Below are 22,987 nucleotides of genomic sequence, written 5' to 3'. Positions count from 1 at the left end.
TGCCGAGGATCTAATCACGTATCGTAGAATCAATCGGTAGCAGATGCTCGGGACAGGCCCGAGCATGACGGATGCGCGGTTTGAGGACTATAGGCACCAGCGTCGAGGCGTCTGCCTGCAGGCTTCACCGATCAAAACGCCGCTTTCCGAAACGCGGTCGTTTCCTCGCTATTGTCTTCGAGCGCGGCAACCTCATCGATGGCGTCTTCCTGCGTGGGCGGCGGGGGCGGAGCCTCGGCACTGGCGGCGGCGGAGATTTCCACTTCACGCACCCATTCGCGCCAGATTGCGACCAGGAGCGCCATCAGCACCGGGCCGATGAAGAGGCCGAGGAAGCCCATGGTCTTGACGCCGCCGACGAGGCCGAAAAAGGTGGGCAGGAAGGGCAGTTTGATCGGCCCGCCGACGAGTTTCGGACGGATGGTCTTGTCGACGATGAAGAGTTCCACCGAACCCCAGACGAACAGCGCCAGCCCGTGGGCGGGCGAGCCGCTGGCGACCAGATAGATCGACACCAGGGTAAACGAGAGCGGCGCACCGCCCGGAATGAGCGCCATGACGCCGGTGAGTACGCCGAGCGTGACGGGCGAGGGCACGCCGGCGATCCAGTAGGCGATGCCGAGGATGATGCCTTCGCCGATGGCGATCAGCGTCATGCCTGTGACGGTGGAGCTGATGGTGGCGGGCACGACGCGGGAAATGCGTTCCCACCGTGTCGGCAGGATGCGTTCGCCGACCAGATCGACCTGCCGGGTGAAGCCCGCGCCGTTGCGGTAGACGAAGAACAGCGCGATCAGCATGAACAGCAGGGTCAGCACAAGGTGGAACGCGCCGTTGCCGGCGGCAAGGATCGCCCGGTAGATATTGCCGATATTGGCGCCGCTGACGAGCTGGATGAGCTCGCCGATGGCGCCCGGCGTGCCGATATATTTCACCCATTGTTCGCCGAGCCAGGGGCCGACGGCGGGAAGGGCGGCGATCCAGTCCGGCACGGGGGCGCCCGTCTTGTTGACATGCACCGCCCAGCCGAACCATTCGCGGATTTCGCTTGCCGTATAGGAGGCGGCGATGAAGATCGGCACCACGAGGAAGGCGAGGATGAGGATGATGGCGATGGTGGCGCCGAGCGTGGTGTTGCCGCCCACCTGCCGCAGAAGCCGGGTATAAACCGGCCAGCTGGCGAAACCGATGACGAGAGCGGCGAGAACGGGGACGAGAAAGCCGTGGAAGAAATAAATGCCGGCAAGGGCGACGAGAACGAGAAGCCAGCGCGCAGCCGAGATGGGCGGGATCAGGGCGATCCGCGTCGGGCTGGCGGGACCAAGCCATCTCGGTTCGCCACTGGGCTTACGGCTGTCAATGTTACTCACGGCAGGCTCTTTCTCGCATTCTCCCCGAAGGGTGCATTCACTCTGTCACACCGATACATATAAGTGCAATATAATCGGATCACATTACCGTTGTGTGTTTATTGCTGAACCTATTGAACGATTTTGGTAAAAATAGAACATCGGTCTTGGCGCGCGCATCGAAATATGACAATTGAACTCCGTTTTTCTTGCGGCGTAAGGTTGCCGCGCCCGATCTCCAGGTCATGCCATGCTCCGCCGTTTCTTCGCCTATTACCGTCCCTATCGCGGTCTGTTCATTCTCGATTTTTCCTGCGCGGTGTTGTCGGGCGTGCTCGAACTCGGTTTTCCGATGGCGGTGAAGGCCTTTGTGGATGTGCTGCTGCCGGGCGGTGAATGGGCCATCATCCTTGCGGCGTCGGTCGGGCTGCTGGTCATCTATGTGCTGAATACCGGGCTGATGGCGACAGTCACCTATTGGGGACATATGCTCGGCATCAATATCGAGACCGACATGCGGCGTCTGGCCTTCGACCATCTGCAGAAGCTCTCCTTCCGTTATTTCGACAACCAGAAGACCGGCCATCTGGTCGGGCGGCTGACCAAGGATCTGGAAGAGATCGGCGAGGTGGCCCACCACGGCCCCGAAGACCTGTTCATCGCCATCATGACCTTCATCGGCGCGTTCCTCTTGATGCTTTCGGTCAATGTGCCGCTCGCGCTCATCACCGCCGCCGTCGTGCCCGTTACCGCCTGGGTGACCAGCCGTTACGGCGGCCGCATGACGCAGAATTTTCGTGCGCTTTACGGCCGGGTGGGGGATTTCAACGCCCGTATCGAGGAAAATGTCGGCGGCATGCGGGTCGTGCAGGCCTTCGCCAATGAGGATCACGAGCGCGCGCTGTTCGAGAAGGACAATCAGAAATACCGCCGCACCAAGCTCGACGCCTACAAGATCATGGCTGCCAGCACCTCGCTCAGCTATATGAGCATGCGCCTGACGCAGATGATCGTGATGATCTGCGGCGCCTGGTTCGTGCTGACGGGCAGCCTGACGGAAGGCGGCTTCGTCGGCTTCCTGCTGCTGGTGGGCGTGTTTTTCCGGCCAGTGGAAAAGATCAATTCGGTCATCGAGACCTATCCCAAGGGCATTGCCGGTTTCCGCCGTTTCACCGAATTGCTGGACACCGCGCCCGATATCGTCGATGCGCCGGATGCGGTGGAAGCGCCGTTGCTGCGCGGCAATATTGAATATCGCCATGTCGGTTTCGGTTATGCCGAGGGCAAGACGGTTCTTACCAATATCGACCTGAAGATCAGCGCCGGTGAGACGGTGGCCTTTGTCGGTCCTTCGGGGGCGGGCAAGACGACGCTCTGCTCGCTTTTGCCGCGTTTTTACGATGTCACTAGCGGCGCGATCACCATTGACGGCATCGATATCCGCAAGATGAAGCTTGCTTCGCTGCGCAACCAGATCGGTATCGTACAGCAGGATGTTTTCCTGTTCGGCGGCACGATCCGTGAGAATATCGAATATGGCCGGCTCGGCGCTTCGGACGCGGACATCATGGATGCGGCGCGGCGCGCCCGTCTCGATGGTGTCATCGAGGCCATGCCGCTCGGGCTCGACACCGTCATTGGCGAGCGCGGCGTCAAGCTTTCCGGCGGCCAGAAACAGCGTCTCGCCATTGCCCGCATGTTCCTCAAGAACCCGCCGATCCTCATTCTCGATGAGGCGACCTCGGCGCTCGACACGGAAACCGAACGCGCCATCCAGCAATCGCTGACCGAGCTTGCCAAAGGCCGCACCACGCTCGTCATCGCCCACCGGCTGGCGACGATCCGCGATGCCTCGCGCATCGTGGTGGTGGACCAGACCGGCATTGCCGAAACCGGCGCCCATGCCGAGTTGCTGGCCGCCAAGGGCCATTACAGCCGGCTGCACGAGGCGCAGTTCAGCGGGCACCTTGCGGGCCTGAGCTGATGAGCGGCGCTTTCTGCGCCATCGCTCATCCGCTGTTTTCCGCCGCCTGTTCCTCCACGATACCGGGGTTGGGCTCCGGCTTGCCGGGATGGCTGGTGACGAGATAACCCATGGCGACCGCGGCGGCGACGATGAACAGCAGCACGATGCCGCTGATCGTCATCAGCCAGTCGCGCGGCTTTCTGTGCGCCATTATATATTTCGGCCATCGGCTCGGATGGTTCACCAGGCTGAATTTGTGGCCCTGTCGCATGAACTTTCCCGTAATAGGTTGCTTCCTGAAAGATCAACGCAGGCGGGTACGCGACCGTTCCGAAATCGACGGGGCAGGGCGATGACAAGGCCGTGAGGCCTCCGGTTCGCCGCCGCCCTTTTCCCCCGACCGCCATCATCCCTGCCTTAGACGGAATCCAGCCGGCGCGCGGCGGGAAGGAGAGGAGGGCCAGCCATAAGCGCGTGATGGTGTGTCGGTTCGCGCCCGAACCGGGCACGCGCCTGCGGCATCGTGCGCCGATATCCGACCGCAAAACTCCCCTTGCCAGCCGTTGCCGCTTATGCGAATGATTTGCAATTGCACCAATTCAATCTCCCATTTGAAAGCGCAGAAAATGGACAAGCCAGTCTTTGGATGGCGACGGAACGGCGACGATCTCTCGTTGTCCGACGTTCACAGCTCGATCCGGGTCAAACCGAATGCCGGCACGTTTCGCCGGGCGATGGCCTTTTTCGGCCCCGGCTATCTCGTTGCGGTCGGTTACATGGATCCCGGAAACTGGGCGACGTCGCTCGCCGGCGGCTCCAGATTCGGCTACACGCTGCTCACCGTCGCGCTGGTCTCGAACATCATGGCGATCGTGCTGCAATCGCTCTGCGCCCGTCTTGCGATCGCCTCCGGCCGCGATCTCGCCCAGGCCTGTCGCGATGCCTATCCGAAACCGGTGGCCATGGTGCTGTGGCTGCTGGCCGAAATCGCCATCATCGCCACCGATATCGCCGAGGTGATCGGTACGGCCATCGGCCTCAACCTCATTTTCGGCATTCCGCTGGAACTCGGCGTTCTCATCACCGCGCTCGACGTATTCCTGATCCTTTATCTGCAGAAGCTCGGCTTCCGCTGGGTGGAGGCGCTGGTCATCACGCTGCTTGGCGTCATCGCCGTGTGTTTCGCCATTCAGGTGGCGCTCGCCGATCCCGACTGGGGGCAGGTGATCCTCGGTTTCGCGCCGACGACGGAGATCGTCACCAATCCGGACATGCTCTATCTGGCGCTCGGCATTCTCGGCGCCACCGTCATGCCGCATAATCTCTATCTGCATTCGGGCATCGTGCAGACCCGCGAAATCGGTGAGACGATTGCCGAAAAACGCGAGGCGCTGAAATTCGCCACGCTCGATTCCACCATCGCGCTGATGTTCGCGCTCCTCATCAACGCCTCGATCCTCATTCTGGCGGCGGCGACCTTCAACAAGGCGGGGCAGACGACCGTTGCCGAACTCGGCGAAGCCCATAATCTGCTGGCACCGCTGCTCGGCCTTGCCATTGCGCCGACGCTGTTCGGCGTGGCGCTCCTCTGCTGCGGCATCAATTCCACCGTCACGGCAACGCTTGCCGGCCAGATCGTGATGGAAGGTTTCCTCAAGATGCGGCTCGCCCCCTGGCTGCGCCGTCTCATCACCCGCGCCATCGCCATTGTCCCCGCCGCCGGCGTGACCATCTTCTACGGCGATAGCGGCACGGCGGAACTGCTGATCCTGACGCAGGTGGTGCTCAGCCTGCAACTCTCCTTCGCCGTCTTCCCGCTCGTGATGTTCACCGCCGATAAGGCCAAGATGGGCGAGCTGCGCTCACCGCTCTGGCTCTCGGCCTTTGCCTGGCTGATCGCGGTGGTGATTGCGGGATTGAATGTGAAGTTGCTGGTGGATTTTATGGGGTGAGGTGGGTCACGCCGCGCCTTTACGAAGCGCGGCCGCCGTTCCCTCCGGATCGACGGCGATAACCTTTAGATAAGCGCGGGCCGGTTGATCCGGCTCGCTGCGACCCTGTTCCCAATCGCGCAGGGTGCCGAGCGGAATATGATAACGGACGGAAAACTCCTCCTGCGTCAGCTTTAGCGCCCGGCGGATGATTTTGATGCGTGGCATTCTGGGGGCCGAGGCGAGCTGCTTGGCGGAAAGCGGCGGATTGTCTGGATCGGTCAGCGCATTGGTTTCCGCCTCTTCATCAGTCATCGCGCGAAGACGGACCCAGTCGGTTTGATCGATTTTACCAGCCATTGTCGCCATATTATTCGCACTCTCGGCGTGTTGTATGTCTTGGTAGTTATTTCGATGGTGGCTTTCCTGCTGCTGCTAGCTTTGCATCTAGCGCGGCCTTTTTCTGAGCTGCAATTGCTGGGCGTTCGTAAAAATGTTCGAACAATTCTTCTAATATTTCAAGGCACCATTCGGCCTCTTCCGCCTCGACATCGATTACTTGCAGCGTCGTTTTTTCATCTATCGGATGAGCAGAAAAGTTTCCAAAATTGCGGATAGCATCTATTGTTTCATGCAAGCCTATTGGCAACGCTTTTTTGGGATCTGTCTCGTTAATTAAGGCATCTACCTGTTTCGCCAGATCTTTTGCTTTGTATCCAAATGTATTTAGAATGTTCTGTAAGCAACGGCGCGCTAGCGCCGCTGAAGCCTTGGGGCTAATCGGTAGAACGTTACATGCTTCTGTGTAGTCTATTGATATTTCAGAAGGAACAAAATTAGAAATTGGTCCTCTTGACGTGGAAATCGGTTCTACAATTCGCTGCTCGCCGTCATCATTTTCAATTACGATAGTTAGTCGTTCGCATGCTGGACATGCAGCGGTATGGTATGTCCAACCTGTTGGTTGGTTACGCCTGTAGAAAGTTCCAGGAAGCCAATTGTCATGAAAATTTACTAAGCAGTGCGAACAACGCATTTTGGTTCCTTAACAAAAATCCCCGCAGCGAACCAATCGCTGCGGGGATATGTTCATATCAACTTTAGGAATTTAAAAGTGGCGTTACCACTTATCCCTGTATTTATCAGCTGCACCCGCTCGTAGCCCCACAAGTATCGCACTTCTCACAAGTGCCGTTCCGCACCATCGTGAAGTTCTGGCATTCCGAGCACATATTGCCCGTGTAGCCCTGTGCAATCGAGCGCATGCGGCGTTCGTTTTCCACCTTCTTGGCTTCCGTCTTGGCCGATGCAGCATCTGCGGCGGCCTTGTCGGAGAAGAGGGCGGTTGCCGTCTGCTGGGATTCCTGGGCGACGTCGTCGATCACTTCCTCGGCGATTTCTTCGGCCAGTTCCCTGGCGCGCTCTTCATAGTCCCGCTTGAAGGAGACGATTTCGGAGGTTGCGACGGAGACGGTCGGTTCCAGCTTGCGGGCGGCGGAGCCGGCAAAGGAGGTCACGTTGGCCGAAGCGCGGGCGGGGGCTGCCGTTGCCGAGCCCTTCGGCTCGGAAGACGACCGTTCGCCGCCATTGCTGGAAACCAGCGTCGGCTTGTAACCGCGGGTCCAGCCGGTGGAAACGAGGTTGGTCTTGCCTTCCTGGATACCCTTGCCGAGCGCCGTGTTGGAGAAATCCGACGTATCGACATGGGCGAGATCGTGGCGGCCGAGATAGGAGACGGCGAGTTCGCGGAACACGTAGTCGAGGATCGACGTGGCGTTCTTGATCGCGTCGTTGCCCTGCACCATGCCGGCCGGTTCGAACTTGGTGAAGGTGAAGGCCTCCACATATTCTTCCAGCGGCACGCCATATTGCAGGCCGAGCGAAATGGCGATGGCGAAGTTGTTCATCATCGCACGGAAGGCCGCACCTTCCTTGTGCATGTCGATGAAGATTTCGCCGATGCGGCCATCGCCGAATTCGCCGGTGCGCAGATAGACCTTATGACCGCCGACGGTTGCCTTCTGGGTGTAACCCTGACGGCGGTTCGGCAGCTTTTCACGCTCGCGCGAGACGCGCTCGATGACGCGTTCGACGATCTTTTCGGTGATCGTCACGGCCTGCTGTGCAGCCGGCTGCTGGATCAGCTCTTCGATCAGGTCTTCTTCGTCCTCATCTTCCACCAGCGAAGCGTTGAGCGGCTGGGAAAGCTTGGAACCATCGCGGTAAAGGGCGTTCGCCTTCAGCGCCAGCTTCCAGGAGAGCATGTAGGCGCTGCCGCAATCCTCGACGGTCGCATCGTTCGGCATGTTGATCGTCTTGGAGATCGCACCGGAGATGAAGGGCTGTGCCGCCGCCATCATGCGGATATGCGATTCGACCGAGAGATAACGCTTGCCGATCTTGCCGCAGGGGTTGGCGCAATCGAAGACCGGCAGATGCTCGGCCTTCAGGAACGGTGCGCCTTCCAGCGTCATCGCGCCGCAGACGTGAACGTTTGCCGCTTCGATGTCCTTCTTGCCGAAGCCGAGGTGCTCGAGCAGGTTGAAGCTCATGTCGGAGAGCTGCTCGTCGGAAACTTTCAGCGTTTCCTTGAGGAAATCGGCGCCGAGCGTCCACTGGTTGAAGACGAACTTGATGTCGAAGGCGCTCTTCAGCGCGCCATTGACGGCCTCGATCTTCTCATCGGTGAAGCCCTTGGCCTTCAGCGTGGAAGGGTTGATGCCGGGCGCCTGGTTGAGATTGCCATGGCCGACGGCGTAGGCTTCGATCTCGGCGATCTGGCTTTCGGAATACCTAAGCGAACGCAGCGCATCCGGAACGGCGCGGTTGATGATCTTGAAGTAACCGCCGCCGGCGAGCTTCTTGAACTTCACCAGCGCGAAGTCGGGCTCGATGCCGGTCGTGTCGCAATCCATCACGAGGCCGATCGTGCCGGTCGGCGCGATAACCGTCGTCTGGGCGTTGCGGTAGCCGTGCTGTTCGCCGAGCGTCAGCGCCTTGTCCCAGGCGGCGACGGCATGGGCGATCAGGTCCTGATCCGGGCAATCGCCATGGATGAGCGCAACCGGGTTGACCGACAGGCCTTCATAACCTTCCGACTGGCCGTGAGCGGCGCGGCGGTGGTTGCGGATGACGCGCAGCATGTTGTCGCGGTTCGGCGCAAAGCCCGGGAAGGGGCCAAGCTCGCCGGCCATTTCGGCCGAGGTGGCGTAGGACACACCGGTCATGATGGCGGTGAGCGCACCGGCAATCGCGCGGCCTTCGGCGCTGTCATAGGGAATGCCCGAGGACATCAGGAGGCCGCCGATATTGGCGTAACCGAGGCCGAGCGTGCGGTATTCATAGGAAAGTTCGGCGATCTGGCGCGACGGGAACTGCGCCATCATGACCGACACTTCGAGCACGACCGTCCACAGGCGAACGGCATGTTCGTAATCGGCGATATCGATGCGCTTCGTCGCCTGATCCTTGAACTGCAGAAGGTTCAGCGAGGCGAGGTTGCAGGCCGTGTCGTCGAGGAACATGTATTCCGAGCACGGGTTGGAGGCGCGGATGGGGCCGGCGGCCGGCGAAGTGTGCCAGTCGTTCATGGTGGTGTTGAAGTGCAGGCCCGGATCGGCCGATGCCCAGGCGGCGTGGGAAATCTTTTCCCAGAGGTCGCGGGCCTTCAGCGTCTTCATGACCTTGCCGTCCTTGCGGGCGGTGAGGTTCCAGTCGCCGTCATTTTCGACAGCGCGCAGGAAGTCGTCCTTCAGCGAGACGGAGTTGTTGGAGTTCTGGCCCGAAACCGTCAGATAGGCTTCCGAATCCCAATCCGTGTCATAGGTCTTGAACTGGATGTCCTTGTAACCCTGTTCGGCGAACTGGATGACGCGCTTGACGTAGTTTTCCGGCACCATGTCCTTCTTGGCGGCGCGAATTTCGCGCTTCAGGGCAGGGTTTTTGGCCGGGTCGAAGCAGTCTCCATTGTCAGCCTCGCAATTGACGCAGGCCTTCATGATCGCCTTCAGGTGCTTGGCGACGATCTTGGAGCCGGTCACGAGAGCGGCAACCTTCTGCTCCTCGTTCACCTTCCAGTCGATATAGGCTTCGATATCCGGATGGTCGGCATCGACAACGACCATCTTCGCCGCACGGCGGGTGGTGCCGCCGGACTTGATGGCGCCGGCTGCACGGTCGCCGATCTTGAGGAAGCTCATCAGGCCGGAGGAGCGGCCGCCGCCGGAAAGCTTTTCGCCTTCGCCGCGCAGATAGGAGAAGTTGGAGCCGGTGCCGGAACCGTATTTGAACAGGCGCGCTTCACGCACCCACAGATCCATGATGCCGCCTTCATTGACGAGGTCGTCCTCAACGGACTGGATGAAGCAGGCATGCGGCTGCGGGTGTTCGTAAGCGGACTTGGACTTGGTCAGCTTGCCGGTAAAGGGATCGACATAGAAGTGGCCCTGGCCGGGGCCATCGATGCCATAGGCCCAATGCAGGCCGGTGTTGAACCATTGCGGGGAATTCGGCGCAACGCGCTGGGTGGCGAGCATATAGGCAAGCTCGTCGCGGAAAGCGAGGGCATCTTCTTCGGACGAGAAATATTTGCCCTTCCAGCCCCAATAGGCCCAGGTGCCGGCCAGACGGTCGAAAACCTGACGCGCATCGGTCTCGGAGCCGAAACGCTCGGCTTCGGGCACATCCTTCAGCGCCTTTTCATCGGGCACCGAGCGCCACAGGAATGAAGGAACGTCGTTTTCCTCAACCTTTTTCAGGAACTTCGGCACGCCGGCCTTGCGGAAATATTTCTGCGCCAGAACGTCGGTGGCAACCTGGCTGAACTGCGCGGGAACGTCGATGTCCGCCAGACGGAACACGATCGATCCATCCGGGTTCTTGATTTCACTGACGGCCTTGCGGAAGTCGATCTCCGCATAAGGCGATTGGCCGGGCTTCGTGAAGCGGCGTTCAATGCGCATGGTTTCTGTCCTCGTCCATTGGGCGCCCGGTGAAGGGCGCAAAAATCCGGTCCAGCCGTGCGATGCCTTCGCGCAGCCGGTTGTTGCCGATCTGAAAGGGATGTTCATCCTTGGATGTCATCCCTGTATCTCGTGGCTTATTCGGCTGCAAGCATGTCATGGAATACTAAATATAGTATCAACAGCTTCCTGCCGCCAGTCCCCGCGTCATGTTTTTGGCGGTTCCCAAAGGCGCGCAAAAGCCTGCGGCGAACCGCCCCCTCATGGCCGGGACGCCGCTTTGGACATGCGCGCTGAAGATGGAGAGGAACCGGCCTCGTTACTTTCCGGTCCGTTGCCGCCGCAACATAATTGTCACTTTCCTCTCGCGGCACAGATTCGTCAAGCCATAGATTGAAACCCATTTTTAACCACAAGATATTGTGTGGAGTGCCTGTGGAAAACGGGGATAGGAAAAGCTCTTAGAAAAATCAGTGACTTGGCGGGAAAGTTTGAAGCTTGCGCGAGGCTGGTTTCCGCAAGGGAAAGGCAAAACCCCGCATTTCCGGGGTGCGGCATAAAGGCGACACTGCGGTTTTTCCGTGTTTTTTAGCTGTCGCCATAAAGGCGTTTTCCGACAAAAAAACCGCCCCGATGGGGCGGTTTCAAAGCGTGATTTTTCTCTGCGGGGCTGGTCAGCCTCGCGATCCCTTGGCAATCGGCTCCTGATAGGTGAAGCCCATGTCCCAGGGGAAATAAATCCAGGTGTCCTGGCTGACTTCGGTGACGAAGGTGTCGATGGTCGGCACGCCCTTCGGCTTGGCGTAAACACAGGCGAAATGCGCCTTGGGCAGCATTTCGCGCACTTCGAGCGCCGTCTTGCCGGTATCGGTCAGGTCGTCCAGCACCAGCACGCCTTCGCCGCCATCCGCCGAAAGTTCCGGGGCGACACCCTTCAGCAGAACCGTTTCGCCCTGATTGACGTAATCATGGCGGGTGGCGATGCAGACCGTGTCGATCAGGCGGATATTCAGTTCGCGGGAAATGATCGCCGCCGGCACGAGGCCGCCGCGGGTGATACAGACGATCGCGCGGAACTCTTTGTCGAGGCCGGCAAGACGCCAGGCAAGCGCGCGGGCATCGCGGTGGAACTGGTCCCAGGATACGGGAAAGGCTTTATCGGGAAGGGACATGTCGTCTACCATCTGGTCAAAATTGTCGATGGCTTTGGCTAATAGCCGCAAGACCGGCAAAAAGGCAAGCTTTCCGCTTAAAGGACAGAGCTGGAGATTGCCGCTTGTTTCTTCTCCCCGCCGGGGAGAAGGTGGCCCGAAGGGTCGGATGAGGGGGCAACGCTGCCGTAACTCACTGCCCTTGCCCCCTCATCCCGCTGCCGCGGACTTCTCCCCGGCGGGGAGAAGAAACAAGGGGCAAACGCTCATTTTAACCGAGATGGCGGGGCTTGCGGCGCGCTGTTTGCGCCGCATCCATTTTTAACGCGACAGCAGCGTCAGCGCCGTCATGGAATCGAGCAGGGTGCGGGTGACACCGCCGAACAGCAGTTCCCACCAGCGGGAATGGCCGTAAGCGCCCATGACAAGAAGGTCGATGCTGTTATCGGACAGCCGGTTTTCGATGGCGGCCTGCGGCGAGACGCCGGCGATCTTTTCCTGCGAGGTCACGGTAACGTTGACGCCGTGTCGGGCGAGCGTGGCGGCCAGTTCCGCACCGGCGAGGCCGGAAGACTGCGTTTCGCTCTCGGCCTGATCGACGGAGAAAATCTCGACGCTATCGGCTGCCTTGAGGAAGGGCAGGGCGTCGAAGGTGGCGCGGGTCGCCTCGCGCGAGCCGTTCCAGGCGATCAGGACGCGCTTGATCGGTTTCGCAACGGTCAGCACATGCGGCACGAGGAGAACGGGGCGGCCGCTTTCATAGAGGAAACCGTCAATATCCGAACGGCTGTCGGAAAGTGCGGAGGAGTTGCTCTGGCGGGCGACGATGAGATCGGCGCAACGGGCGCTGTCGATGGCGGATGCGGAGGCGTAACCCACCGATGTGACGAAGCTGCGCCATTCATGCGAGATGCCGTTGGCGGACAGCGTACGCTCGAAAATAGTCCCGACGTCGGTGGTTTCCTTATGCGCCACGTCCTGCAGCGCCTGCACGGTGGCGGGATCGGGAATTTCCATCGGCGCGACGAGGGGAACGGCGGCCAGCGTTTCCATATGAGGCCGATCACATGCGAGGAAAACTGATCGGCAAGGCTTACCACGAATTCGCCGAGCTTCTGCGTGTTCGAAACATTGTCGACCACTGCCAATATCGTCTTGTAACCCATTTCTCTCTCCTCGGTGACATGTCGTTTTCAGATCGTTCTGGCTTTTCTTCGAATCGCCAGAACGATCCAAGTCTCTGTTTTATGCATTGTCCGGACGGAAAAGCTGTTCCGCTTTTCCTGGAAATGCTCAGGGGGAGAGTGGCCGCCTTTACAGGCCGCCACCTTGATTTTGGTCAAAGCTTCCTCGTCTCAAGCCTCTTCTGTCTCAAGCCTTTTCTGCCTTAGGCGGTTGCATCGCCCTTGCTGGCTGCCAGTCTTTTTTCATGGCCGATAGTCTCGATCATGGCGGCAACCGCGTCTGCCGCCGCCTTCAGGACGCCGGCGTCGCGGGCGCGCACGACGATCTCCGTCGAAAAGCGCTGCCCGTCATATTTGGGATAGGAGCCGATGCTGGTTTCGGGATGGGCTTTCTGGATGGCCGTCAGCGGCGTGCCGATATCGCCTTCGCCATAGGGCGACCGCACCGCCTGCGACATGACTTTCGCGCCGGTGCGCAGCGTCGGCATGACATTGTCCAGCATGGCCTGAAACACCTGCGGCACGCCGGCCATGACGTAAACATTGCCGATGACGAAGCCGGGGGCGACGGAAACGGGATTGGCGATGTGGGCGGCTCCTCTCGGCATACGCGCCATGCGCTTGCGCGCCTCGGTGAACTCCATCTCGCGGACGCGATACATGTCACCCAGCAGGCGCAGCGCCTCGGCATCGTGCTCGCAGGGCAGGCCGAACGCCGCAGAGACCGCATCCGCGGTGATGTCGTCATGGGTCGGGCCGATGCCGCCTGACGTGAAGACATAGTCATAGCGGCCGCGCAGCGCGTTCAGCGCTTCCACGATCGCTTCCTCCTCGTCGGCGACGATGCGCACTTCCTTCAGGTCGATGCCGGACATGGTGAGGACATCCGCGAGGTGGCCGATATTCTTGTCCTTGGTGCGGCCCGAAAGCAGTTCGTCGCCAATGGCAAGCATGGCGGCGGTCACGACGGATTGGGCGGAGGAGGGATTGGGCATGGTTGCACTCGTCATCTGTTTCACCCGACGTTAGCCCCGCTCCCGGGGAATGCAAAGCGGTTTTGAAAAAATGTCTTTTTGTAAATGGTTGACGTTCCGGTTTTCCGTTCACTCATGGTGAACAGTGCGTATGCCAATCCCCGGCTGGCGGGATAAGGGCCTCTCGGCTAGGTTTTCTTCACATACATTTGACGGGTCAACGCCGATGATCATTGAATTTTTGAAGAAGCTTATCGCCGGTACGCCGGAAACAGTTACAACAAAGGAAACGAAGAGAATGACGAAAGTTCTTGTACTCTATTATTCTTCTTACGGTCATATCGAAACGATGGCTTACGCTGTCGCCGAAGGCGCAAAATCGACGGGCGCCGATGTCGTCGTGAAGCGCGTTCCCGAGCTGGTGCCGGAAGAAGTCGCCAAGTCCTCGCATTTCAAGCTCGATCAGGCAGCGCCGATCGCAACGGTGGACGAGCTTGCCGAATATGACGCGATCATCGTCGGTGCTGGCACGCGTTTTGGCACTGTCGCCTCGCAGATGCGCAATTTCTGGGACCAGACGGGCGGCCTGTGGTTCGGCGGCAAGCTGGTCGGCAAGGTCGGTTCGGCCTTCACCTCTTCCGCCACGCAGCATGGCGGTCAGGAATCGACCATCCTCGGTTTCATCCCCACCTTCCTGCACCATGGCATGGCGGTCGTCGGTCTGCCCTATGCTTTCCAGGGCCAGATGGGCGTCGATGAAATCAAGGGCGGCTCGCCCTATGGCGCCTCCACCATCACCGATGGCGACGGCTCGCGCCAGCCTTCCGCAATCGAACTGGAAGCCGCCCGTTTCCAGGGCGCGCATGTCGCCAAACTCGCCGCCAAGCTTTCCGCCTGATTGGGTGGTGTGTTGAAAAGAAATGCGGCCCACAAGGCCGCATTTTTTAATACCGGAACGTCACGTCGCCGGTCCTGTCGAAGAAGAATTTTTCCCGTGGGTCAGATCGGTAGGTTGACCATGAAAAGGCAGCTTGCGACCACGAAGCCGAGCATCGAGATTTCGAGAAAACCGTTCAATCCGTCACGCATTCCAATCCTCCTCCTGTTGGATGAAAAGAGAACGGCCAGAGTTTATCGCGGTTCCATAACGAAAGAATGAAATTCAGGAAATTCTAATGTCCACTCGCGCCGTCTTCCGGCGGAGGGGATTTTCGCGCTTCAGCCGGTGACGACGAAGGCCACCACGAGGTGGCCGAGAAGGCCGATCGCCAGGCAGGAGAGGAGAAAAATGAACAGGGCTTTTTTCATGTTTCCGGAAGCTTCCATCTGTTGCGATCCATCCAACGTCTTATTCTGAAAAGCTGACGCCGCAGGCGGCATTTTTTAGTCGACGGCCCGCAGGTGTTCCGCCGTCAGGCCTTGATATCGAGGCCGGCTTCGATTGCTGCTGCGATGAAGGCCTTGCGCGCATCCTCGGGCTTTTTCCTGCCGGCATCGACGGCGGCGCAGATCAGCAGCGCCTTGTCCAGCGCATCGCCGTCTTCAATCGGCCAATCCTCGATCAGCGCCCAGGAGGCCGCCTGCGTGGTGTCGATGCTCGTATAGTCGCCCGGCGTTTCGAACGCGATCAGGACGGGTTTTTGCCAGCGCGTATTCATCGCCTATCCATAGTGGTTGTTGCGCCCGGCTCTAAACCAAGCGGCCGGGATGCGCAATCCCGTTCCCGGCCCGGTTCTCGCGGTTACGGTGCGGTCAGTCGTCGCGCCCGAACAGCCATTCGCGGATGATGCGGCGGTCGATGAGTTCCAGCGAGCGGTCCGGCGCGATGCGGTAGGTTTCCACCGCCCGCGTGCTGGCGTCGATGCGGAATTCATGGGTAAAGGTGCTGCCGATCGGCGATTTCGTCAGTTTGGTGCGCGGCTGGCCCCTGTAGATGATGCTGCCGGGGATGGGTTCGACATAGGGTGCGGGGCCGACATAGGCGGCCGGTCCGGCCGTGGTGCATCCGGCAAGCGCCAGTGTAAGCGCGATAGCGGCCGGCGATACGAGCGTTTTCATCCTGTCCTCCGAAGTGCGTCTGGGAAAACGATGTCAAGGCGCGGCGGTTCCCGGCGGGCAGGGGGCCGGAGACGATTTCCCCGACTATTTGCTCTTCGGATTCTGAATGTCGCGCGCGACCCAGCGAAAGAAAAAGTAGACGAGGAGGCCGAAGATGAAAAGCGGGATGAGGTTCGCAAAACCGGACATATGATTCTCGTTTCTCCCTCCCGATCCGGGGTCTAGCCGGAGTGAAACCGGCAAGGCAAGGGGAACGAGAACACAGTCGGTAAAATATCCGTGTGCCTGCAAAGGAGAATTCGAGGAGCGTGGGGAGGGGCGGGAGAGATCTGGCGCACTGCCAGTGATGCCAGATCTCTCCGTCTCCCGCCAGTTTCAGGGTACGGGGGACTGGCGCTAATATGACGGACAACTGCCGATAGACATAGGCCGAGAAATTACCTCGAATAAATCGCTGCTTTGGTCGATCCCGGTGAAGGCCGGCCCGCCGCAGCCCTTCAGGGCTTTTTGCGGCGATATAATTAGCCAGAGAATTATTTCCCGAGACGGAGCAGGCAAGGCCGCATTTCCGAATTCCCGGTGTAACCCGTTGAAACGGAAGAGGATGCCTTTCCACCATTATGCTGCCGGCTATGCAGGAAAGGGAACTTTTTGCGCGTTTCATCATTCAAACAGGCAGGACATATGCCAATAGTGGAGGGTTACACATGCTCGGCACCATCCTCGTCATCCTGCTCATTCTTTTCCTGATCGGCGCACTGCCAAGCTGGGGTTACCACAATTATGGCTATGGCCCGTCAGGCGGTCTCGGACTGGTTCTGGTGATCGTCCTGATCCTGGTTCTGCTTGGGCGGATCTGACCGGCCGGCACAGGAAACGCAGTCTTGCCCGCAACGGCGCAAACGCGCCGGATGCGGGCTTTGTTTCTTCTGAAATATAAGGCAGATAGAAAAAGCTTCGGAATCTTAAGCGCTTAGGAGGCTGGCCTTAGCGGTATGCCGGTCCGATCCGAAAAAATACCACATTCGGAACGAACCCTCTTGCGCCCATAATGGATTCGTTCTAAATGCCCGCCATCGCTTGATTGATGAGCGTGTGAGGCCTCGTGGCGGAGTGGTGACGCAGAGGACTGCAAATCCTTGTACCCCGGTTCAATTCCGGGCGAGGCCTCCAAAATTTATTTTCCCAACCTGATACTCAGAATCGTGTGTAATACTACACGCCTTTCTGTGCTTTATTCTAAGCTCGTTCCAAATAAACGGTTGAGTAAGTTTGTATGGTTACTTTCAAACGACTCTGCGGTTTGCCTGCCTATGGTGAGATGGCAATCAGCTTCCCAAAACCTGGCAGTTTTCGGGAAGGCGTTGTTTTCGAATTTACAACGTCAGACGGCAATAGCTGGGTCGGCAATTTCGATCCCGGGTATCGAACGTCATCTGTCGCAACCGGTGTTTACGCTGAGTTGGGAGCAGGAGCGGTTTTTGTTCTTGCAGATGGGCGCGCCTATAAAATCAATGCCGTAACCAAAGAATTGATTGAAGAAATCTCCAGATATGTTGTCTGGATGGGATACTTCGCCCCCTTGGAAATTATGGTTGTCTGTGACGATCTCGAGGTCGTAGCGTATAATAGAACCGGAGTATTTTGGCGGAGCGAACGCGTTTCTTGGGATGGAATCGAGTATGTTTCCATTGAAAACGATACGTTGTTTGGCAAAGCTTATGATCCATTGGATGATCGATGGCTTCCGTTTGAGATTGATCTGGCAACTGGCCTCATTACGGGTGGCTCTTACTTTGCGAACTAAACTGCTGTTTTTCATCTGACGATGACCTCTCAGGTAAAAACATGTCGCGTCGTTTGCAATGTCTCCAAAATTGCATCCTTATTTCAGAGGCGTATCGCTTTTTCCCCTACATCCCACTCACCACGCTTGAAAGCGTGCGCTTGGGCAATTATGAGATTATCCAAAGGCGAGGGTGAGCCCCTGCCGTTTTGAGCTTTTGGAGCCGAGGCTTCCCGACCGGCATCCGTGAAATTGAGGCGATACGATATGATGGATTTCGAAACCGCACGCGCCAATATGGTCGACAGCCAGTTGCGCACGACCGACGTGACGTCGCATTCCGTGCTGAAGGCGTTTTTGAGCGTGCCGCGCGAGGCATTCGTGCCGGCGGGCGTGCGGCAGATCGCCTATGTGGACGAGGACCTGCAGATCTGTCCCGCCCGCGATGGCCGTCCGGCCCGTTATGTCATGAAGACCTCGCCGCTGGCGAAGCTGCTGCAGCTTTCGGCCGTGTCGAAGGAGGACGTGGTGCTGGAAGTGGGCGGCGGCGCAGGTTATGCGGCCGCCATCCTTTCGCAGCTTGCCGGTTCGGTGGTTTCGCTTGAAAGCGATGAGGCGCTGGCCGCACAGGCGACCGAGACGCTCGCTTCGCTCGGATATGACAATGTCGCGGTCGTGACCGGCGATCTCGAAAAGGGCTATGCGGGCGAAGCACCCTATGACCTCGTTTTCATCAACGGCTCGGTGGAGGAAGTGCCGGCGGCACTGAGCGACCAGCTGCGTGACGGCGGCCGTCTGGTTGTCGTCGTCGGATATGGCGGCGCCGCGAAGGCCACCGTCTATCGCCGCGATGGCAACAGCACATCGGCTGCCACTTTCTTCAATGCTTCGGTCAAGCCGCTGCCGGGTTTTGCCAAGGCGGCCGAATTCGTTTTCTGATCGGCAAACGATCATCTTCTTTTTTGACGCCGGGGTGGAGTTTCCGCCCCGGCGTTTTTATGTTCGGTTTGCCGGCGGAGCGCATCCTTTCGGGCCGTTTTCACAAAGCTGTGCATCATCACGAAACTTGTCGAATCAGTGATTTAGTTCCTCGCTATGCTGACCTAAACTAAGGGTGATTCGGGGTGTGCGTATTTCTGCCCCGCATGATCCTGCGACAGGGACGGCGAAATGCTCAAGCGCTTGGCCGGCCATGTTTCAGAGCATCGGTGTGACGATCGATTTCGGTTGTCGAAAACGCGATGTGAAAATTGAACAGGTCAAGGAGCGCTCATCCGGTGTCCGAGGGATGCGGCAAGGGCGTTCGCAGAGTGGAAACCGGGGATTGATATGGCTCAGCCAAGCGTAGCGCGTGAACCGTCCATGGAAGAGATTCTGGCGTCTATCCGCCGGATCATCGAAAGCAACGAGACCGGACCTGCCGGTGCGTTTTCCGGGCAGTTGCCGCCGGTCTATGACGATGAAGACGAAGCTGCGAGCGAAGCGGCCTTCGTGGCGGAGCCCATCAGCCCGCCGGCGCGCGTTCCCCCCGCCGCAAACCAGGCTTTCGGCGCACGGCCTGCGCAGGATTTTTCGCCGGTTGCCGAAAAGGCAATGGTTGAAGGGCAGGAAAGCTCCGCCGAGAAGACCATGTCCCTTGCCGATGTTGCCGCCCGTGTGCGTGCCGCCGCAGACCGTAACGCCGCCATGGGGCCGCAGGCTTTCGCCGCGCAGGCCCAGCGTGGTGCGGCCGAGACCGCGCCGTCGGCTGCTGCGCCGACCGTATCGCAGCCTTTGTCCGTACCGTCTTCCGAACGCGCCGCACCGCAGCGCCCGACGGATGTTCGGCCGCTGATGGCGGCTGCGGCCGCCGCGAGCGTGAGCGAGCAGCCGGTGTCTTTTGCCGCTGAGGATCGCGCCGCCGCTGCCGCCATTGAAAGCGCGTCTTCGGCCGAAAACCGCTTCGACCAGCTTTCGCTGCGCGGCGCCCTCGAAACGCCGCTGACAGCGGAGCGTTTCGACATAGCGGTGCTGGAACCTGTCGTTGAGAAACCGGCATTCGATCTGGCCGAGCCACAGGCAAAAGACGAGGCGGGTGTCGAGGGCGGTCTGTCACTCAATCTTCTTTCCGCCGCTGCCGGTGCGCAGATCGCCCGTTCGTTCAGCGAGCTGGCGCAGGTTTTCGACGGCGTCGAGCGGCGCTCGATCGAGGATATGGCCGCCGAAATGCTGCGCCCGATGCTGCAGGACTGGCTGGAAGACAATCTGCCGACGCTCGTGGAGCGTCTGGTGCGCGAGGAAATCGAGCGCGTGGCGCGCGGTTCGCGCCGCTAAGTTCCGCTCCGGCCGCATATGCGATTGCGGCGGATGCGACGAAACAGGGGCCGCTCCGGCATCGGGGCGGCTTTTTTGTTGAAGATGAAGGTGTTATGGGGTCATAGTCACCCGTGGGTCCGCTCAATGGTTGGCTCGTGGGCGGGTTTCTGTTGACTCTCTCCCGTCCATCCTTATTTAAAAAAATCCACACAAGAACTCTAAAATTCAGGTCAGGAAATGCTCGAAAAGACCTACGATTCCGCATCCGTCGAACCGAAGATCGCCAAAGCCTGGGACGAGGCTAACGCTTTTCGTGCCGGCGCCAACGCCAAGCCGGGCGCGGAAACCTTCACCATCGTCATCCCGCCGCCGAATGTGACCGGCTCCCTGCATATGGGCCACGCGCTCAACAACACGCTGCAGGATATTCTGGTCCGCTTCGAGCGCATGCGCGGCAAGGACGTGCTGTGGCAGCCGGGCATGGACCATGCCGGCATCGCCACGCAGATGGTCGTCGAGCGCAAGCTGATGGAGCAGCAGCTTCCGGGCCGTCGCGAGATGGGCCGCGAGGCCTTCGTGGAGAAGGTCTGGGAATGGAAGGCCGAATCCGGCGGCCTGATCTTCAACCAGCTGAAACGTCTCGGCGCCTCCTGCGACTGGTCGCGTGAGCGCTTCACCATGGATGAGGGGCTTTCCGAGGCCGTTCTCGAGGTCTTCGTCACCCTCTACAAGCAGAACCTGATTTACAAGGACAAGCGCCTCGTCAACTGGGACCCGAAGCTGCAGACTGCGATTTCCGACATGGAAGTCGAACAGATCGAGGTGAAGGGCAACCTTTGGCACTTCCGTTATCCGCTGGAAAAGGGTGTCACCTATCAATATCCGGTCGCTTTCGACGAGGAGGGTAAGCCCACCGAGTTCGAAACGCGCGATTATATCGTCGTCGCCACGACGCGGCCCGAAACCATGCTCGGCGATACCGGCGTTGCGGTGAACCCGAAGGATGAACGCTACAAGGGCATCATCGGCAAGCATGTCATCCTGCCGATCGTCGGCCGCAAGATTCCGATCGTCGCCGATGACTATGCCGATCCGACGGCCGGCACGGGCGCGGTTAAGATCACGCCTGCGCATGACTTCAACGATTTCGAAGTCGGCAAGCGCTGCGGCCTGCGCGCCATCAACATCATGAATATCGACGGCACGATCTCCATCAAGGAAAATGAGGATTTCCTCGAAGGTCTCAGCCATCCGGCGGCGCTGCATGGCGCATGGGATCGTCTGGAAGGACAGGATCGCTTCTTCGCCCGCAAGGTTATCGTCGAAATCTTCGAGGAAGCCGGCCTGCTCGACAAGATCGAGCCGCACAAGCATGTGGTGCCGCACGGCGACCGTGGCGGCGTGCCGATCGAACCGCGCCTGACCGACCAGTGGTGGGTGGACAACAAGACGCTCGCCCAGCCGGCGATTGCCTCGGTTCGCGAAGGCCGCACCAATTTCGTGCCGAAGAACTGGGAAAACACCTACTTCCAGTGGATGGAAAACATCCAGCCCTGGTGCATTTCGCGGCAATTGTGGTGGGGTCACCAGATCCCCGCATGGTATGGCCCGGACGGACAGGTCTTCGTCGAGAAGACCGAAGAAGAGGCGCTTCAGGCGGCCATCCAGCATTACATCGCCCATGAGGGTCCGTGGAAGGCCTGGGTCGAGGAGAAGCTTGAGAACTTCAAGCCGGGCGAAATCCTGACCCGCGACGAAGACGTGCTCGACACCTGGTTCTCGTCGGCGCTGTGGCCGTTCTCCACGCTTGGCTGGCCCGAGCAGACACCGGAACTGGCGCGCTATTATCCGACCAACGTGCTGGTCACCGGTTTCGACATCATCCCGTTCTGGGTGGTGCGGATGATGCAGATGGGCCTGCATTTCATGAAGGACGATGCGGGCAACCCGGTCGAGCCTTTCAGCACGGTCTATATCCACGCGCTGGTTCGCGACAAGAACGGCCAGAAGATGTCGAAGTCCAAGGGCAACGTCATCGATCCGCTGGAACTGATCGACGAATATGGTGCGGATGCGCTGCGTTTCACGCTCGCCATCATGGCGGCGCAGGGTCGCGACGTGAAGCTCGATCCGGCGCGTATCGCCGGTTATCGCAACTTCGGCACCAAGCTCTGGAATGCGACCCGTTTTGCCGAGATGAACGGCGTGAAGCGCGATCCGCATTTCCTGGCCGAAACCGCGTCGCTGACCATCAACCGCTGGATCCTGACCGAGCTTGCCAATACGGCGCGCGACGTGACGGCGGCGCTCGAGAACTTCCGTTTCAACGATGCCTCCGGCATTCTTTACCGTTTCGTCTGGAACCAGTTCTGCGACTGGTATCTGGAATTGCTGAAGCCCGTCTTCAGCGGCGAAGACGAAAAGGCCAAGCGGGAATCGCAGGCCTGCGCGGCCTATGTTCTGGACGAGATCTACAAGCTCCTGCATCCCTTCATGCCCTTCATGACGGAAGAGCTGTGGGCGCATACGGCGGGCGAGGGCGAGGAGCGGGATAATCTGCTTTGCCTGACCGACTGGCCGGTGCCGGAATTCCGCGACGATGCCGCGGCGGCCGAAATCAACTGGCTGATCGATCTCGTCTCCGGCATTCGCTCCGCGCGCGCCGAGATGAACGTGCCGCCCGGCGCCACCGCTTCGCTGGTGGTTGTCGGCGCCAATACCTCCACCGAAGCGCGGCTCGACCGCCACGCCGCCGCCATCCGGCGCCTGGCGCGTGCGGATGAAATCCGCGCCGCCGATGTCGCCCCGAAGGGCTCCGCGCAGATCGTCGTCGGTGAGGCCACGGTCTGCCTGCCGCTCGGCAAGCTCATCGATCTGGCCGCCGAGGAAGCCCGTCTCGAAAAGGCGATCGGCAAGGTGGATGCGGAAATGGAACGCATCGACAAGAAGCTGTCGAACGAAAAATTCCTGGCCAATGCCGATCCGGAAGTGGTCGCCGCCGAGCGCGAGCGCAAGGCGGAGCTGGAAGTGCAGCTTGCAAGCCTGAGAACGGCGCTCACGCGGGTCAGCGAAGCGGGGTAATAGCTGCCTCCGGCTCTTTTATGGAAAGAAAAACGCCCCGTTCGAAACGGGGCGTTTTTTGTTTCTGCGTAACAATCCGTCTCGATTGATTGCTGCACTGCAATGGCGAATCATGTGCGCCCGAAAGAGCGATTATTTCACGCCATGCCCGGCCAAAAACCTCTGAAACAGCCGAAAAATCCAACAAAAACGGCCTGATAAGCGCGTTTCCTCGGGAAACTCGTGAGTGTGGTTATTTGGCGACAATTCCT

20 protein-coding genes, 1 tRNA gene and 1 pseudogene are annotated in these 22,987 nt (G+C 59.5%); 11 read left to right on the top strand and 11 right to left on the bottom strand.

Annotated features, from left to right (window positions below):
* Positions 1-131: 131 nt before the first annotated feature.
* On the bottom strand, positions 132-1,370 hold the full coding sequence (locus L901_RS21835; RefSeq protein WP_020808949.1) for an AI-2E family transporter: 1,239 nt from the start codon (positions 1,368-1,370) through the stop codon (positions 132-134).
* A 229-nt stretch (positions 1,371-1,599) separates the two neighbouring features.
* Between L901_RS21835 and L901_RS21830 the strand changes: the two genes are divergently transcribed.
* On the top strand, positions 1,600-3,333 hold the full coding sequence (locus L901_RS21830; RefSeq protein WP_059760228.1) for an ABC transporter ATP-binding protein: 1,734 nt from the start codon (positions 1,600-1,602) through the stop codon (positions 3,331-3,333).
* Between the two features lie 25 nt (positions 3,334-3,358).
* Here L901_RS21830 and L901_RS21825 read toward each other — a convergent pair whose 3' ends face one another.
* The gene (locus L901_RS21825) at positions 3,359-3,586 is read right to left on the bottom strand and encodes a hypothetical protein (protein WP_059760227.1); all 228 of its coding nucleotides are present in this window, start codon (positions 3,584-3,586) and stop codon (positions 3,359-3,361) included.
* Positions 3,587-3,941: 355 nt separating this feature from the next.
* On the opposite strand from L901_RS21825, the gene L901_RS21820 reads away from it, so the two are divergent.
* Positions 3,942-5,267, top strand: coding sequence for an Nramp family divalent metal transporter (locus tag L901_RS21820; RefSeq protein ID WP_059760225.1), 1,326 nt, complete (start codon positions 3,942-3,944; stop codon positions 5,265-5,267).
* 6 nt (positions 5,268-5,273) lie between these two features.
* Here the strand turns inward: L901_RS21820 and L901_RS21815 are convergent, their stop codons facing one another.
* The 5 genes from L901_RS21815 to gpt form a co-directional block, all read right to left on the bottom strand.
* Positions 5,274-5,606, bottom strand: coding sequence for a DNA-binding transcriptional regulator (locus L901_RS21815; protein ID WP_059760469.1), 333 nt, complete (start codon positions 5,604-5,606; stop codon positions 5,274-5,276).
* Between the two features lie 46 nt (positions 5,607-5,652).
* Complete coding sequence (locus L901_RS26670; RefSeq protein WP_082710775.1) at positions 5,653-6,282, bottom strand: DUF4145 domain-containing protein; 630 nt, start codon at positions 6,280-6,282, stop codon at positions 5,653-5,655.
* Between the two features lie 106 nt (positions 6,283-6,388).
* Positions 6,389-10,207, bottom strand: a complete 3,819-nt coding sequence (locus L901_RS21810; RefSeq protein ID WP_059760223.1) for a vitamin B12-dependent ribonucleotide reductase — start codon at positions 10,205-10,207, stop codon at positions 6,389-6,391.
* The gene (locus L901_RS27860; RefSeq protein WP_256364474.1) at positions 10,197-10,328 is read right to left on the bottom strand and encodes a hypothetical protein; all 132 of its coding nucleotides are present in this window, start codon (positions 10,326-10,328) and stop codon (positions 10,197-10,199) included. Before L901_RS27860 ends, L901_RS21810 begins: the two co-directional genes overlap by 11 nt.
* Positions 10,329-10,881: 553 nt before the next feature.
* The gene (gene gpt, locus L901_RS21805) at positions 10,882-11,379 is read right to left on the bottom strand and encodes a xanthine phosphoribosyltransferase (protein ID WP_035263984.1); all 498 of its coding nucleotides are present in this window, start codon (positions 11,377-11,379) and stop codon (positions 10,882-10,884) included.
* Here gpt and L901_RS27235 point away from each other — a divergent pair.
* Entirely contained in the window at positions 11,378-11,683 is a 306-nt protein-coding gene (locus L901_RS27235) for a hypothetical protein (protein ID WP_137396232.1), read from the top strand. The genes gpt and L901_RS27235 overlap by 2 nt on opposite strands.
* Here the strand turns inward: L901_RS27235 and L901_RS21800 are convergent.
* Positions 11,680-12,524, bottom strand: a pseudogene (locus tag L901_RS21800) (universal stress protein). The gene L901_RS27235 and the pseudogene L901_RS21800 sit on opposite strands and share 4 nt — an antisense overlap.
* On the opposite strand from L901_RS21800, the gene L901_RS27525 reads away from it, so the two are divergent.
* Positions 12,426-12,749 (top strand): hypothetical protein, encoded by a 324-nt coding sequence (locus tag L901_RS27525; RefSeq protein WP_197419717.1) that lies wholly within the window; start codon positions 12,426-12,428, stop codon positions 12,747-12,749. The pseudogene L901_RS21800 and the gene L901_RS27525 sit on opposite strands and share 99 nt — an antisense overlap.
* Here L901_RS27525 and L901_RS21795 read toward each other — a convergent pair.
* Positions 12,746-13,537, bottom strand: a complete 792-nt coding sequence (locus L901_RS21795) for a competence/damage-inducible protein A (protein WP_059760467.1) — start codon at positions 13,535-13,537, stop codon at positions 12,746-12,748. The two genes, L901_RS27525 and L901_RS21795, sit on opposite strands and share 4 nt — an antisense overlap.
* 277 nt (positions 13,538-13,814) lie before the next feature.
* Here L901_RS21795 and wrbA point away from each other — a divergent pair, with 277 nt between their 5' ends.
* Positions 13,815-14,414, top strand: coding sequence for an NAD(P)H:quinone oxidoreductase type IV (gene wrbA, locus L901_RS21790; protein ID WP_059760465.1), 600 nt, complete (start codon positions 13,815-13,817; stop codon positions 14,412-14,414).
* A gap of 514 nt (positions 14,415-14,928) precedes the next feature.
* Here wrbA and L901_RS21785 read toward each other — a convergent pair.
* Both L901_RS21785 and L901_RS21780 read right to left on the bottom strand, forming a co-directional pair.
* Positions 14,929-15,174, bottom strand: coding sequence for a DUF982 domain-containing protein (locus L901_RS21785; RefSeq protein WP_003523370.1), 246 nt, complete (start codon positions 15,172-15,174; stop codon positions 14,929-14,931).
* A gap of 94 nt (positions 15,175-15,268) precedes the next feature.
* Positions 15,269-15,574, bottom strand: coding sequence for a hypothetical protein (locus L901_RS21780; RefSeq protein WP_059760221.1), 306 nt, complete (start codon positions 15,572-15,574; stop codon positions 15,269-15,271).
* 707 nt (positions 15,575-16,281) lie between these two features.
* On the opposite strand from L901_RS21780, the gene L901_RS26650 reads away from it, so the two are divergent.
* The 6 genes from L901_RS26650 (at position 16,282) to L901_RS21755 (ending at position 22,736) form a co-directional block, all read left to right on the top strand.
* The gene (locus L901_RS26650; RefSeq protein ID WP_003495626.1) at positions 16,282-16,434 is read left to right on the top strand and encodes a DUF3309 family protein; all 153 of its coding nucleotides are present in this window, start codon (positions 16,282-16,284) and stop codon (positions 16,432-16,434) included.
* 239 nt (positions 16,435-16,673) lie between these two features.
* A tRNA-Cys gene (locus L901_RS21775) sits at positions 16,674-16,747 on the top strand.
* Positions 16,748-16,850: 103 nt separating this feature from the next.
* Positions 16,851-17,381 (top strand): hypothetical protein, encoded by a 531-nt coding sequence (locus L901_RS21770; protein WP_059760219.1) that lies wholly within the window; start codon positions 16,851-16,853, stop codon positions 17,379-17,381.
* A gap of 246 nt (positions 17,382-17,627) precedes the next feature.
* The gene (locus tag L901_RS21765; RefSeq protein ID WP_059760217.1) at positions 17,628-18,299 is read left to right on the top strand and encodes a protein-L-isoaspartate O-methyltransferase; all 672 of its coding nucleotides are present in this window, start codon (positions 17,628-17,630) and stop codon (positions 18,297-18,299) included.
* 390 nt (positions 18,300-18,689) lie between these two features.
* Entirely contained in the window at positions 18,690-19,673 is a 984-nt protein-coding gene (gene popZ / locus L901_RS21760; protein WP_059760215.1) for a cell division protein PopZ, read from the top strand.
* Between the two features lie 219 nt (positions 19,674-19,892).
* Positions 19,893-22,736 (top strand): valine--tRNA ligase, encoded by a 2,844-nt coding sequence (locus L901_RS21755; protein WP_059760213.1) that lies wholly within the window; start codon positions 19,893-19,895, stop codon positions 22,734-22,736.
* Positions 22,737-22,987 lie beyond the last annotated feature (251 nt).

Source organism: Agrobacterium sp. D14, assembly GCF_001526505.1.
GTDB classification, from domain to species: domain Bacteria; phylum Pseudomonadota; class Alphaproteobacteria; order Rhizobiales; family Rhizobiaceae; genus Agrobacterium; species Agrobacterium leguminum.
This window is presented reverse-complemented; position numbering and strand designations above follow the sequence as displayed.

What these genes read in the sequence shown, in the direction of transcription:
- L901_RS21770 (WP_059760219.1), top strand. Translation starts at nt 16,851, where the DNA reads ATGGTTACTTTCAAACGACTCTGCGGTTTGCCTGCCTATGGTGAGATG.
- L901_RS27235 (WP_137396232.1), top strand. Translation starts at nt 11,378, where the DNA reads ATGTCGTCTACCATCTGGTCAAAATTGTCGATGGCTTTGGCTAATAGC.
- L901_RS27860 (WP_256364474.1), bottom strand. Translation starts at nt 10,328, where the DNA reads ATGACATCCAAGGATGAACATCCCTTTCAGATCGGCAACAACCGGCTG.
- L901_RS21810 (WP_059760223.1), bottom strand. Translation starts at nt 10,207, where the DNA reads ATGCGCATTGAACGCCGCTTCACGAAGCCCGGCCAATCGCCTTATGCG.
- L901_RS21825 (WP_059760227.1), bottom strand. Translation starts at nt 3,586, where the DNA reads ATGCGACAGGGCCACAAATTCAGCCTGGTGAACCATCCGAGCCGATGG.
- L901_RS21755 (WP_059760213.1), top strand. Translation starts at nt 19,893, where the DNA reads ATGCTCGAAAAGACCTACGATTCCGCATCCGTCGAACCGAAGATCGCC.
- L901_RS27525 (WP_197419717.1), top strand. Translation starts at nt 12,426, where the DNA reads ATGCGAGGAAAACTGATCGGCAAGGCTTACCACGAATTCGCCGAGCTT.
- L901_RS26670 (WP_082710775.1), bottom strand. Translation starts at nt 6,282, where the DNA reads ATGCGTTGTTCGCACTGCTTAGTAAATTTTCATGACAATTGGCTTCCT.
- L901_RS21765 (WP_059760217.1), top strand. Translation starts at nt 17,628, where the DNA reads ATGATGGATTTCGAAACCGCACGCGCCAATATGGTCGACAGCCAGTTG.
- L901_RS26650 (WP_003495626.1), top strand. Translation starts at nt 16,282, where the DNA reads ATGCTCGGCACCATCCTCGTCATCCTGCTCATTCTTTTCCTGATCGGC.
- L901_RS21785 (WP_003523370.1), bottom strand. Translation starts at nt 15,174, where the DNA reads ATGAATACGCGCTGGCAAAAACCCGTCCTGATCGCGTTCGAAACGCCG.
- L901_RS21780 (WP_059760221.1), bottom strand. Translation starts at nt 15,574, where the DNA reads ATGAAAACGCTCGTATCGCCGGCCGCTATCGCGCTTACACTGGCGCTT.
- L901_RS21830 (WP_059760228.1), top strand. Translation starts at nt 1,600, where the DNA reads ATGCTCCGCCGTTTCTTCGCCTATTACCGTCCCTATCGCGGTCTGTTC.
- L901_RS21820 (WP_059760225.1), top strand. Translation starts at nt 3,942, where the DNA reads ATGGACAAGCCAGTCTTTGGATGGCGACGGAACGGCGACGATCTCTCG.
- gpt (WP_035263984.1), bottom strand. Translation starts at nt 11,379, where the DNA reads ATGTCCCTTCCCGATAAAGCCTTTCCCGTATCCTGGGACCAGTTCCAC.
- L901_RS21795 (WP_059760467.1), bottom strand. Translation starts at nt 13,537, where the DNA reads ATGCCCAATCCCTCCTCCGCCCAATCCGTCGTGACCGCCGCCATGCTT.
- popZ (WP_059760215.1), top strand. Translation starts at nt 18,690, where the DNA reads ATGGCTCAGCCAAGCGTAGCGCGTGAACCGTCCATGGAAGAGATTCTG.
- L901_RS21815 (WP_059760469.1), bottom strand. Translation starts at nt 5,606, where the DNA reads ATGGCTGGTAAAATCGATCAAACCGACTGGGTCCGTCTTCGCGCGATG.
- wrbA (WP_059760465.1), top strand. Translation starts at nt 13,815, where the DNA reads ATGACGAAAGTTCTTGTACTCTATTATTCTTCTTACGGTCATATCGAA.